We start from the raw sequence: 12065 nt of genomic DNA, 5'->3' as shown, positions 1-12065 counted from the left end.
ATCGCGGAGTCGCCCGAGCGCCCGGATCGTGGAGTCGCCCGAGCGCGCGGATCGCGGAGTGTCCGGGGCGCCCCGATCGCGGAGACGTCCCGGGGGCCCGGAACCCCGGAGTCCCCGGGCGCCCGGATCCGGACCCGGCGGCCACGGATCGGCCGAGGTTCGCCCGTGGATCGGTCGAGGTTCGCCCGTGGGATCGGTCGAGGGTCGCCCGCGGATTCACCCGTTCGGCGCGGCGCGTCCCGCGAATGGGTCCGGCCGCGCGCGCCGGGCGGGGGCGGGGGCTGTGATGGCTGAGAGGCACGAACCCCGTGCCCGGCAGCCGTCCCGTCCCCGCGAGGAGTCCCGCTCATGCGTCCCATCGTCCGAGCCCTGTCCGTCGCCGTCCTGGCCGGTACCGTGCTCGGCGGCGCGGTGCCGACCGCGGTCGCGGACCCGGACGCCGAGGTCGGTCCGGGCACCGTGCAGCCCGGCGGCACGCTCACCGTCACCGTCTCCTGCGACCCCGTCGGCGGGGCCGCGCCCGACTCCGTCGACGCCACCTCCGAGGCCTTCGACCCCGGCACCGTGCGGCTGAAGCGGGTGCCCGCCGATGACGACGACGTCGCCGGACCGTCGTACCGCGGCACCGCCCGGATCACGGCGGGGGACGGCACGGACCCGTCGGGCGCCGACGCCGCGTGGACCGTGCAGGGCACCTGCCCGGCCGCGCCCGGTGCGCAGGGGCAGCCGTGGAACGCGAACTTCAGCGTCGGCCGGGGCGGCTCCGCGACCGGTGCCACCGACGGAGCCGCCACCGGCGCCGCCGACGGCACGGCCGACAGTACGGCCGACGGCACGGTCGACAGTACGGCCCTCGGTCCCGCCGACTCCGGCGCCGCGTGCGGCACCGTGCCGGGGGAGGTGTGCCCCGACGACGACCCGGGCGGCACCGGCGGCGGCCGAACCGGCTGCGGCGCGCGCGGCCCCGAGGGCATCGGGGCGGACGACGACGACACGTCCCGGGATCCCGCCGCCTCGGCCGCCGACAGCGGTGCCGCCATCGAGGACAGCGTCCTCGGTGACAGCGCCGCCACCGGCGACGACCCGCTGGGCGACGACCCCCTCGGCGACGGTGCCGCGACCGACGCCGCGACGCTCGGTGACCCGACCCGCGGCCAGGACGGCACCGACCCGAACGCCGCCGCAGACCTGGGCACGACCGACCAGGGCGGTACCGGTGCCGGCCGCGGTACCGGCGACCCGGACGGCACCACCGCCCCGAACGGCAGGGAGCCCGGCACCGGCGGCCGCACCACCGCCCCGAGCGGCGACTGCGCCTCCCTCGCGCCCGTCGCCCCCGTGGAGCCCGACGACCCGGTGGCCTCCGTCCAGCGCGGAGTCGACGCCGGCACCGGCGGTTCGCTCGACGGGTCCGTCCCGGCCGTGGCAGCCGGGAGCCTGCTGGTCCTGGGCGCGGCCGGCGGCGCCGTGTACCGGATGCGGCGCCGGAGGGGAGCGGCACGCGGCTGACCGGCGGGCGGCACGGGTGGGATGTGACCGGCGCGACCCGCGCGGGACGCCAGGCGGAACCGGAACTCCGGGTACACGGAGCCCGCGTCGGCTCGGCCCGGCAGCGCAACGCACCACCACCAACTGCGCGGAGGCGCCCATGCGGGGTACGGACCCGGAAGACCACGCCCCGACCGACCCGGAGAACCACGACGGGACGGAACCGGAGCGGGGCGGCCGGTCGGACTCGGAGAGCCGCGGCCGGTCGGACCCGGAGCAGGGCGGCCGGTCGGTCCCGCAGGACCGCGGTCGGACGGAACCGGAGCGGGGTGGCCGTTCGGTCCCGGAGAACCACGACGGGACGGAACCGGAGCGGGGCGGCCGGTCGGACCCGGAGCACCGCGACCGGTCGGAGGCCGAGCCCGGCGGTCGGTCGGCGTTGGAAGTCCGCGACCCGTCGGCTTCGGAACAGCGCGGTCGGTCGGTGTCGGGCGGTCACCCCGTCCCGACGGCCCCCGGACGCCACAGCCGGACCGACCCGGCGGACCGCCCCTCCGCGGAAGCGGAAGGGCATGGGCCCGTTCGGTACGGGCCGGCGTTGCCGGGCGACGGACTGCCCGTGCCGGCCGGGCTCTCGGCCGTCCTCGCCGCGGCGGCCGGGCGCGCCGCCGAGCAACCGGTGGGCGGCGCGCCCGCGCTGCGCGAGGCGGCCTGCGGCTACTGGGAACGACGCGGACTGCCCACCCGGCTCGGCCGGGTGGCCGCCGCCCCCGGCGCCCCGGCTCTGCTGGTCGCGCTGACCGCGGCCCTCGGCGGCGACGTCCTGGTGCCCCGGCCCTGCGCCGCCTGGTGGGCGCCGTACGCGCGCCTCCTGGGCCGGCCCGTCTTCCACGTCCCCACCCCCGCCGAGAGCGGCGGGGTGCCCGACCCGTACGCCCTGCTGGAGACCGTGCGCCGGGTCCGCGACGAGGGCGGCGACCCGCGCCTGCTCGTGCTGTCGGTCGCCGACGACCCGACCGCCACGGTCGCCCCGCCCGAACTGCTGCACGCGACCGCGGAGGCCGCCGCCGGCGAGGGCCTGCACCTCGTCAGCGACGAGACCTGGCGCGACACCCTGCACTCCCCGCACGACACCGTGCTGCTCAGCCCGGCCGAGATGCTGCCCGGCCAGGTCACCGTGGTCACCGACCTGGCCGGGGCCCTGCTGCCGCCGAGCTGGCCGGCCGCCGTCGCCCGGTTCCCGGCCGACGCCACCGGGCGCGACCTGCACGCGCGCGTCCTCGACGTGCTGACCGCGCTCGGCGCGCGGGTCGCCGAGCCGGTCGCCGCGGCCGCCGGTCACGCGCTCGGCGAGCCCGCGGACGTGGTGGAGCGCCGCGCCGCCGCCGTACGGCTGCACGCGAGTGTGGCCGCCGCCGCGCACGCCGCCGTCGTCGCCGCCGGGGCGTTCGCCCGGCCGCCGCAGGCCGGACGTCACCTCTACGTGGATCTCGGCCCGCTCCGCGCGGGGCTCGCCGCGCACGGCGTCGGCGACGCGCAGGAACTGGAGGACCTTCTCACCACCCGGCTCGGGATGCCCGCGCCGGGCGGCCACCGCTTCGGCGACGACCTCGGCGCGCTGCGGGTGCGGCTCGCCACCGGACCGCTGCTCGGCGACACGGACGAGGAGCGCACGGAATGCCTCACGTCACCCTCACCGTTGGAACTGCCACACGTGCAACGCGCGTTGATGTCCTTGAGGTCGGTTTTCGACGATCTCCGTGACGACGCTCAGCGACGGGAGTCCCCCCGATGACGCAGCAGTCCGAGTCGACCACCACCACGAGCTCGCCCGCCCCGAACGCCGATCCGCGGGCCGCCGCGTCACCCCTCGCACCCCCTTTCCCGCCGCTCGCCGAGCCCCGCCCGCCGGGCGGGCGCCGGGTGTGGCCGCGGACCTTCCACGACCGTCTCACCGCCCCCCTGTCGGGCCTGAGGGCCATGGCCCGCTTCGCCCGCGAGGGCGCGATACGGCCCCGGCCCGAAGGCCTCGCCGACATCCCGCGGCTGCCCTTCGCGCCCGCCCCGCTGCCCCGCGTCGACGCCCGCACGGTCGCCGTCTCCTGGGCGGGGCACGCCAGTTGGGTGGTGCGCATCGGCGGTCTGACCGTGCTCACCGACCCCGTCTGGTCCCGCCGCATCATCGGCACCCCGGCCAGGGTCACCCCGGTCGGCGTCGCCTGGAGCGCGCTGCCGCCGGTCGACGCCGTCGTCATCAGCCACAACCACTACGACCATCTCGACGCCCCCACCCTGCGCCGACTCCCGCGCCACACACCGGTGTTCGTACCCGCGGGGCTCGGCGGCTGGTTCCGCCGCCGGCGCTTCACCAGGGTGACCGAGCTGGACTGGTGGGAGGCGGCCGAACTGGGCGGTGTGCGCTTCGACTTCGTCCCCGCCCACCACTGGTCCAAGCGCACCCTCACCGACACCTGCCGCAGCCTGTGGGGCGGTTGGGTGCTCACCGCGCCCGACGGACAGCGGGTCTACTTCGCGGGGGACACGGGCTACGGCCACTGGTTCTCGCGCATCGGCGCCCGCTACCCCGGCATCGACCTCGCGCTGCTGCCGATCGGCGCGTACGACCCGCGCTGGTGGCTCAAGGACGTCCACTGCGACCCGGAGGAGGCGGTCCGCGCCACCCTCGACCTGGGCGCGCGACGGATGGCGCCCATGCACTGGGGCACGTTCGTGCTGTCCGCCGAGCCGGTCCTGGAGCCGCTCATCCGGGTCCGGGCGGCGTGGAAGCAGGCGGCCCTGGCGCGCGAGAACCTGTGGGACCTGCCGGTGGGAGGCTCCCGGGTGCTGACGTGCTGACGTGCTGACGTGCTGACGTGCTGACGTGCTGACGTGCTGACGTGCTGACGTGCTGACGTGCTGACGTAGGCGGGTGCGACGGCGCGGCCCTCACGCCTTCGCCCGCGCCGCCCGCCGGGCCCGCAGCCGGCGCCAGGCGCTCGGGGCCGCGCCGACCAGCACCGTCAGCGCGATCGCCGCGACCACGCCCTCCCAGGGCTCCGGGAACAGCGAGCCGCCGAGGATCCCGATCAGCTGGTACGTCACCGCCCAGGCCACGCAGGCCGGCAGATTGCCCCGGGCGAACCGGCGCAGCGGCCACCTGGCCATCAGGCAGGCCAGCATCACCGGGATCCGCCCCGCGGGCACCAGCCGGGACAGCACCAGCACCGCCACCCCGTGCTCGGCCAGCTTCTCCTGGGCCTGCTCCAGCCTGTCCTCAGGGGCCCGCGACCGGATGGCCTCCAGCCAGCGCGACCCGTTCTTCGAGCCCATCCCGCGCTGCCCGAGCCAGTACAGCGCCGCGTCCCCGAGGAACGCGGCGACCGACGCGGTCACGAGGACCAGCGCGAGGGAGTACGGCGCCGTCTGGTGGAAGGCCACCACGGCGGCCGTGCTCACCAGCGCGCCCGTCGGCACCACCGGGACCAGCGCCCCGAACAGCACCAGCAGGAACAGCGTCGGATAGCCGATCGCCTGCTGGGTGGACTCACCCGGGACGGTCGTCGCGGCGTCCGCGAGCCACATCACCTCGCGACCTCCAGCCGTACGCTCTCGCCGTGCCCGAGCCGGTGCACCGCCACCGACGGGGCGCGCTCCGCGGCCAGCCGTACGAACTCCTCGCCGGGCGCGTGGAATTCGTGCGGGCGCACCGCGTCCAGGCCGATCGGCCAGTACGTGCCGTAGTGCACCGGCACCGCGCTGCCCGGTGCCAGCCGGGCCAGCGCCTGCGCCGCCCGGCCCGCGTCGAGGTGTCCCTCGCCGAGATAGGGGCCCCAGCCGCCGACCGGCAGCAGCGCCAGGTCGACCGGGCCGACCTCGTCGGCCATCTCCTCGAACAGGCCGGTGTCCCCGGCGAAGTAGGTGCGTGCCTCGCCCTGGACGACGTAGCCGAGGGCGGGGGAGCGGTGCGGTCCGACGGGCAGCCGCCGTCCGTCGTGCCGGGCCGGCACCACGCGCACCAGCAGGTCGCCGATGCGCCGCTGGTCGCCGGGCGCCACCTCTTCGAGGCGCAGGTGCGCGAGCCGGCGCAGTCCCGGCACCGACCGGCGCGCGCCCCGGGGCACGAGCAGGCGGGTGCCCGGGGTGAGCGCGCTCAGCGAGGGGAGGTGCAGATGGTCGGCGTGCAGGTGGGAGACGAGGGCCACGTCGGCGCGGCGGGCCTGCGGCGGCGGCAGCTCGCCGCGGCGGCGCCTGAGGTGTGCGAGCCGGCGGGCGAACAGGGGATCGGTGAGCAGGCGTACGCCCGAGTCCTGGATCGCACAGGTGGCGTGACCCCACCACGTGATCTCCACGGGCACCTTCTTCGCCTCCTTCGCGCGACTCCCCCGAAGCCTACGGGCAGGAGTAGGGTCTGCGGCGAGACCCGGAGGTGAGGGGGCGCCATGGGACCGCTGCGGGTCACGGCGATCGCGAGTCTGACGCCGTTGGAGGAACTGGAAGCGGATCCCTTCCTGGTGGACTCCCGCGGGCAGCACGCGATGTGTGCCCGCTGGGCGGCCGAGCGCGGGTACGTGATCAGCCGGGAGCTGCTGGTGCGCGGGCTCAGGCCGGACCACTGCGTGCTGTGGGACGGGGTCCGCGCGGGCGGGGACCTGTTCGTCGCGCCGAGCCGGCGGGTGCTGGAGAGCGCGCTGTCGTCGGTGGAGGAGTTCACGGCGGAGTGCGCGCGGCGCGGGGTGCGGGTGGAGACGGTGGGCAGCGCGGAACCGTCGTACGACGCGCAGGCGAAGGCGCGGGTGCATCGGCGCCTGTCGATGCCGACGGCGGGCTACGACGGCCGCTGACCCCCCGGGGGCCGGGTTGCATGTCCCTGCGCGGGTCCGTCGTGGCCGCCCGCGCAGTTCCCCGCGCCCCTGAAGGGCCGCGGACGGGTGTCGGCGTGATGGTCCCGTGCGGGTCCGTCGTGGCCGCCCGCGCAGTTCCCCGCGCCCCTTTGGTGTGCTGCGGGCGTGCCCCGTCAGGGGCGCGGGGAACTGCGCGAAGGGGCCCCACCGGGCCGCGGGCGGGTGTCCGCGTGATGGTCCTGCGCGGGACCCGGGGTGGGGGCTGGGGGCGGCGCACCCGGGAGGGCCCGCCTCCGTGGCCGAACCGCCGAACCCCCGGAGGGCTACCGTGGAGGGCAGGCCCGTGCCGTGGGCGGGCCCGATGGTGAGGGGTGCGGGGCGTGGGCGGACGGTGGTGGCGACGGGCCGCCAGTCAGATCGGGCGGAGCGTCGCGGTGTGGGCGGTGTCCACGGTCACCATGCTGGCCCTGGCCGGCCTGCTGCCCGACTTCCGGCTCCAGTCGCCGAGCGGCGACAGCGCCACCCGCATCGCCGTGACCGCCGCCCTCGGCGCCGGCGCGTTCGGCGTGCTGTCCGCCGTCGTCTGGCCCCTGCTGGTACGGCTGTTGCTGCTGGTGCCCGCGTTCGTACTCGGCCTGCTGGTGTTCTTCCTCAACGGCTCGCTGCTGCTGGTCGCGCTGCGCATCAACCCCTCCGGCCAGAGCGAGGCCGCCCCCGAGACCGCGGTGATCGTGGCCGCCGTGATGTCCGCCGTCGCCTCCGCCACCGGCGCCGCCCTCGCGGTGCGCGACGACGACGCCTACCGCCGCAGGCTCTCCCGGCTCGCCGACCGCCGCCGACGCCGACAGCCGCCCGGCCCCTCCACCCCCGGCACCGTCTTCCTCCAGCTCGACGGCGTCGGCCACGAGGTGCTGCTGGCCGCCGCCCGCAAGGGGGTGCTGCCGACGGTCGCCCGCTGGCTGGGCACCGACAACGGCACCAGCACCGGCACCAGCACCGACAACGGCACCAGCACCGGCACCCGCACCGGCGCCCGCGAGGGCGCCACCCACCGCCTCACCCCCTGGCGCACCGACTGGTCCAGCCAGACCGGCGCCAGCCAGCTCGGCATCCTGCACGGCTCCAACCACGACGTCCCGGCCTTCCGCTGGTACGAGAAGGACAGCCGCGAGGTGATGGTCTCCAACCGGCCGACCAGCGCCGCCGAGCTGCAACGCCGGGCCGTCGCGGCGACCGGCGACGGCGGGCTGCTCAGCCTGGACGGCGCGTCCCGCGGCAACCTGTTCAGCGGCGGCGCCGACGAACAGGCCCTGGTGCTGTCCATCGCCACCCGCCGCCGCGGCCGCGACAACCGCTCCCGCGCCGGCTACTTCGCCTACTTCTCCGACCCGGCCAACGCGGTCCGTACGGCCATGTCGTTCGTCGCCGAGGTCGGCCGCGAGATCGGCCAGTCCGTCCGGGCCCGGGCGCGCGGCCGCCGCCCGCGCGTCTCGCGCGGCGGGCTGTACCCGTTCGTGCGGGCCTTCGCGACCGTCGTCGAACGGGACGTCGTGGTCGCCGCCGTGGTCGGCGACCTGCTCGCCGGACGCACCGCCGTCTACGCCGACCTCGTGGCCTACGACGAGGTCGCGCACCACTCCGGGCCGCTCGGCCGGGACGCCGAACAGGTGCTGGCGCGGCTCGACCGGGCGCTCGCCCTGATCGAGAAGGCCGCCGAGCACGCCCCGCGGCCGTACCGGATCGTCGTCCTCTCCGACCACGGCCAGAGCCCCGGCGAGACCTTCCGCGCCCGCTACGGCCTGACCCTCGGCGACCTGGTGCGGGCCGGCTGCGGGCTGCCCGTGCCGCGCCGCGCCCGGCGCACGAGAAGCGGTGCCGAGGCGCGCGCCGCGGTCCGCGCCGCGCTGCGCCGGCCCGTGGAGGAGGGCGGCGGGGCCCACCTGCCCGCGCGCCGCGACCGCGAGCCGATCGTGCTGGCCTCCGGCAACCTCGGCCTGGTCTCCTTCCCGGACGTCTCCCACCGCATGACCAGGGAGGAGATCGACGCCCGGCATCCCGCCCTGCTCACCACCCTCGCCAACCACCCCGGCATCGGCTTCCTGCTGGTGCGCAGCGAGCGGCACGGCGGCGTGGTGCTCGGGCCCTACGGCGTGGAGATCCCGCTCGACCGGCTCGACGAGGAGCCCGGCCCGCTCGCGGAGTTCGGGCCGGGCGCGGCGGACGCGGTCCGGCGCACGCACTCCTTCCCGCACACCGCCGACATCATGGTCAACTCCTTCCACGACCCGAAGGACGGCGAGGTCCTGTCCTTCGAGGAGCAGATCGGTTCGCACGGCGGCCTCGGTGGCGCGCAGACCCGGCCGTTCCTGCTGTCGCCGCTCGCCCTGTCCGAGCCCACCGCCGACGGTGCGGACCTCGTGGGCGCCGAACAGGTCCACCAGGTCCTGCGCCGCTGGCTGCGCGAGCCGGCCGGTCCCCAGGTGCCGCTCACCGACGACCTCGGCGAGGCCGTCCTCAGCGTCCCCGGCGACCGGCCCCGCACCCTCGACGAACAGCCCGGCACCCTGGACGACGAGCCCGGCACCCCCGACGACGAGCGCGCCGCCTGACCCCGGCCGCCGCCACCCCCTCGGAAGCCCGCGCCCACCCCCTCCGGAAGCCCGCCCGCGCTGCCCGGAAGCCCGGTCGCGCGTCCCGTGGTCGCCAACCCATGGCGCCCGCCCGGAAATTCGGCTGCGCCGACCCGGCCGTACGCCCACACTGTTCGAGTCTTCGTGCCCGAACCCCCGTCGAGGAGCCGCGCCTTGCAGGCTGCCGTCACCGTCACTCCCGCTCGCGTGCCCGAGCTGCTGCTCGGCCTCGCGACCGTGCGGCCCGTGTTCCTGTGGGGTGCTCCCGGCATCGGGAAGTCGTCCCTGGTAAGGGAGTTCGCCGAGTCCCTGGGCCTGGAGTGCGTGAGCCTGATCGGCACCCAGCTCGCCCCCGAGGACCTCATCGGCGTGCCGCAGATCCGCGGCGGCCGTTCGGTGTTCTGCCCGCCGGAGGCGATCGCCCGCGACGAGCCGTACTGCCTCTTCCTCGACGAGCTGAACGCGGCCACGCCCGACGTGCAGAAGGCGTTCTACTCGCTGATCCTCGACCGCCGCATCGGCACCTACGAGCTGCCGAAGGGTTCCATCGTGATCGGCGCGGGCAACCGCTCGACCGACAACGCGCTCGCCCGCCCGATCGCCTCCGCGCTGGTCAACCGGCTCACCCACGTGCACCTGGAGGCGTCCGCGAAGGACTGGCTGGCGTGGGCCGCGGGCCACGGCATCCACCCCTGGATCCTCGACCACCTCACCGACCGGCCCGACCACCTGTGGTCCGCGCCGCCCAAGACCGAGGAGCCGTTCTCCTCGCCGCGCTCCTGGCACATGCTCTCCGACGCCCTGCACTCCTTCGGCGACGGCATCGACGAGCAGACCCTGAAGGTCGTCGCGCACGGCACGCTGACGCCCGCGCACGCCGTCGCCTTCTGCGGCTACGCCAAGATCGTGCGCAGCCGCTTCGGCATCGAGGCAATCCTCAAGGGCGACGCCGGCTGGCCGCACCGCCTCCAGGACCGCGACCTGCTGTACTACCTCGCCGAGTCGTTCCGCGGCCGGCTGGTCAAGGAGCTGCCCGCGAGCCGTGAGCATCTCTCGCCGAGCGGCCGGCAGACCGCGTACCGCGCCAAGTCGCTGCTGGTGCAGCTCGCCGAGATCTCCGTCGAGGTGGCGCAGAGCGTCATCGCCCCGGACACCGACGGCAACCCGCTGCTGCCCGCCTGGTTCCTGATCGAGGCGGCCCGCGACATGCCCCGCCTGGTCGAGGCGCGCCAGTGAGCCGCGGCCACGACCGGCAGAAACAGAAGCAGAAGCAGAAGCAGAAGTCCGACCCGGCGGCGGAGGCGTTCGAGGCGGGCCTGCGCCTGGTGCGCGCCAACCGGGCGCTCGCCGCCGTGGGGTTCAGCGTGTGCCGCCAGGAGGACTGCGCCGCCTCGCCCGGCGCCGGCCTGGTCCGGGTGGACTCCGACGGCGTCCTGCACGTCGACCCCGCCCGCCGGGCCGAACCGGACGCCTGGGCCTGGGCCCTCGCGCACGCGATCATCCACCTCGGCTTCGGGCACGTCCCGGCCGCGACCGGCCGCCGTACCCAGCCCGACCGGTACGACCTCGCGGCGCGCTGCGCCGTCGTCAACCGCTTCCTGCTCGGCTTCCCCGTCGGCCGCACCCCGGACGACCTGCCGGCGTCGTACCCGGACGGCGACGAGGACCGGCTCGCCGCCCGCTGGCGCCGAGACGGCATCCCCGCCGCCCACGACCGCTGCGGCACCGCGGGCGGCGAGCCCGACCAACTGCTGGTGCCCTGGGACAGCTGGCGCGGCGGGGCCCTGAAGGACTGGCAGCTGGAGTTCGCGCACGCCCTCACCCGCACCGTCGCCACGGCCATGGACCTGGCCGGCGGGCGGCGGTCCTCGATGCGCGGCGGCAGGACCCCGCTCCAGCCCTGGGAGCGCGCCCTGAGCTGGTTCGTCTCCTCCTACCCGCTGCTCGGCGGCATCGCGGCCGGCATCACCCTGGTCGCCGACGCCGAACTCGCCCGCGCCCACGACATCGCCGTGGCCGCCGTCGACGCGGGGGCCGCCGAGATCTACGTCAACCCGCTGGTCCAATTCGACGACGAGGAATGGCGGTTCGTCCTCGCCCACGAGATGCTGCACGCCGCGCTGCGGCACGGCGACCGCTGCGGCCCCCGGGACCCGTACTTCTTCAACGTCGCCTGCGACTACGTCATCAACGGCTGGCTGCGCGAGATGGACGTCGGCACCATGCCCGAGGGGCTGCTGCACGACCCCGAGCTGCACGGACTGTCCGCCGAGGAGGTCTACGACCGCATCGCCGGCGACCTGCGGCGGATCAGGCGCCTGTCCACGCTGCGCGGCCGGGGCGCCCCCGACGTGCTCGGCGGCCCGCTCGGCCCGCCGGGCCCCTACGTCGACCTCGACGCGTTCTACCGGCGGGGCCTCGGCCACGGTCTCGACCTGCACCAGCACCAGGAGCGCGGCCTGCTGCCCGGCGGCCTGGTCGAGGAGATCCGCGCCCTCACCCACCCGCCGCTGCCCTGGGACGCGCAACTCGCGCGCTGGTTCGACGAGTTCGTGCCCCGCCCCGAGGCCGTACGGTCCTTCGCGCGCCCCTCGCGCCGCCAGGCGTCCACGCCGGACATCCCGCGCGCGGGCCGCTGGTTCCCGCCCGAGGAGGTCGCCCGCTGCACCTTCGGCGTCGTCCTCGACACCTCCGGCTCCATGGACCGCACCCTGCTCGGGAAGGCGCTCGGCGCGATCGCCTCCTACGCCGAGGCCCGCGACGTGCCCGCGGCCCGCGTGGTGTTCTGCGACGCGGCGCCGTACGACGCCGGGTATCTGCCCGTCACCGAGATCGCCGGCCGGGTGCGGGTGCGCGGGCGCGGCGGCACCGTCCTCCAGCCGGGCGTCGACCTGCTGCACCGGGCGGACGACTTCCCGCCGGGCGCGCCGGTGCTGGTCATCACCGACGGCTGGTGCGACGTGCTGCGGGTGCGGCGCGAGCACGCCTATCTCGTTCCGCGGGGCGCCCGGCTGCCGTTCACCCCGCGTGGGCCCGTCTTCACGGTGCAGTAGGGCGTGTCCGCACGCCCTGGGCCCGGATGTGATCGGATGGGCCCAGCAGTGAT

The 12065-nt window shown here is 76.3% G+C and carries 9 protein-coding genes; 7 read left to right on the top strand and 2 right to left on the bottom strand.

Annotation, left to right across the window (positions count from 1 at the left end):
- Nucleotides 1-348: 348 nt before the first annotated feature.
- The 3 genes from WN71_RS10975 (at nt 349) to WN71_RS10965 (ending at nt 4344) form a co-directional block, all read left to right on the top strand.
- Complete coding sequence (locus WN71_RS10975) at nt 349-1509, top strand: hypothetical protein (protein ID WP_052743063.1); 1161 nt, start codon at nt 349-351, stop codon at nt 1507-1509.
- A gap of 463 nt (nt 1510-1972) precedes the next feature.
- The gene (locus WN71_RS10970) at nt 1973-3283 is read left to right on the top strand and encodes an aminotransferase class I/II-fold pyridoxal phosphate-dependent enzyme (RefSeq protein WP_107469623.1); all 1311 of its coding nucleotides are present in this window, start codon (nt 1973-1975) and stop codon (nt 3281-3283) included.
- Entirely contained in the window at nt 3280-4344 is a 1065-nt protein-coding gene (locus WN71_RS10965; RefSeq protein WP_046586455.1) for an MBL fold metallo-hydrolase, read from the top strand. The genes WN71_RS10970 and WN71_RS10965 overlap by 4 nt, the downstream gene beginning before the upstream one ends.
- Before the next feature lie 90 nt (nt 4345-4434).
- On the opposite strand, the gene WN71_RS10960 is transcribed toward WN71_RS10965, so the two are convergent.
- Together WN71_RS10960 and WN71_RS10955 are read right to left on the bottom strand one after the other, a co-directional pair.
- On the bottom strand, nt 4435-5070 hold the full coding sequence (locus WN71_RS10960) for a DedA family protein (RefSeq protein ID WP_107469620.1): 636 nt from the start codon (nt 5068-5070) through the stop codon (nt 4435-4437).
- Nucleotides 5070-5843, bottom strand: a complete 774-nt coding sequence (locus WN71_RS10955) for an MBL fold metallo-hydrolase (RefSeq protein ID WP_046586458.1) — start codon at nt 5841-5843, stop codon at nt 5070-5072. Before WN71_RS10955 ends, WN71_RS10960 begins: the two co-directional genes overlap by 1 nt.
- A gap of 84 nt (nt 5844-5927) precedes the next feature.
- On the opposite strand from WN71_RS10955, the gene WN71_RS10950 reads away from it, so the two are divergent.
- The 4 genes from WN71_RS10950 (at nt 5928) to WN71_RS10935 (ending at nt 12012) form a co-directional block, all read left to right on the top strand.
- On the top strand, nt 5928-6329 hold the full coding sequence (locus tag WN71_RS10950) for a hypothetical protein (protein WP_046586460.1): 402 nt from the start codon (nt 5928-5930) through the stop codon (nt 6327-6329).
- A 371-nt stretch (nt 6330-6700) separates the two neighbouring features.
- Nucleotides 6701-8938 carry a phage holin family protein gene (locus WN71_RS10945; protein WP_107469619.1) on the top strand — a complete coding sequence of 746 codons (2238 nt, stop codon included), beginning with the start codon at nt 6701-6703 and terminating at the stop codon, nt 8936-8938.
- Nucleotides 8939-9133: 195 nt separating this feature from the next.
- On the top strand, nt 9134-10195 hold the full coding sequence (locus WN71_RS10940) for an ATP-binding protein (protein WP_046586462.1): 1062 nt from the start codon (nt 9134-9136) through the stop codon (nt 10193-10195).
- A complete protein-coding gene (locus tag WN71_RS10935) occupies nt 10192-12012 on the top strand; it encodes a vWA domain-containing protein (protein ID WP_046586465.1) in 1821 nt (606 codons plus the stop codon). The genes WN71_RS10940 and WN71_RS10935 overlap by 4 nt, the downstream gene beginning before the upstream one ends.
- Nucleotides 12013-12065 lie beyond the last annotated feature (53 nt).

The organism is Streptomyces mangrovisoli, assembly GCF_000974985.2.
Taxonomy (GTDB): domain Bacteria; phylum Actinomycetota; class Actinomycetes; order Streptomycetales; family Streptomycetaceae; genus Streptomyces; species Streptomyces mangrovisoli.
This window is presented reverse-complemented; position numbering and strand designations above follow the sequence as displayed.

Coding starts and splice junctions, on each gene's coding strand:
- WN71_RS10975 (WP_052743063.1), top strand. CDS start 349: ATGCGTCCCATCGTCCGAGCCCTGTCCGTCGCCGTCCTGGCCGGTACC.
- WN71_RS10965 (WP_046586455.1), top strand. CDS start 3,280: ATGACGCAGCAGTCCGAGTCGACCACCACCACGAGCTCGCCCGCCCCG.
- WN71_RS10960 (WP_107469620.1), bottom strand. CDS start 5,070: ATGTGGCTCGCGGACGCCGCGACGACCGTCCCGGGTGAGTCCACCCAG.
- WN71_RS10950 (WP_046586460.1), top strand. CDS start 5,928: ATGGGACCGCTGCGGGTCACGGCGATCGCGAGTCTGACGCCGTTGGAG.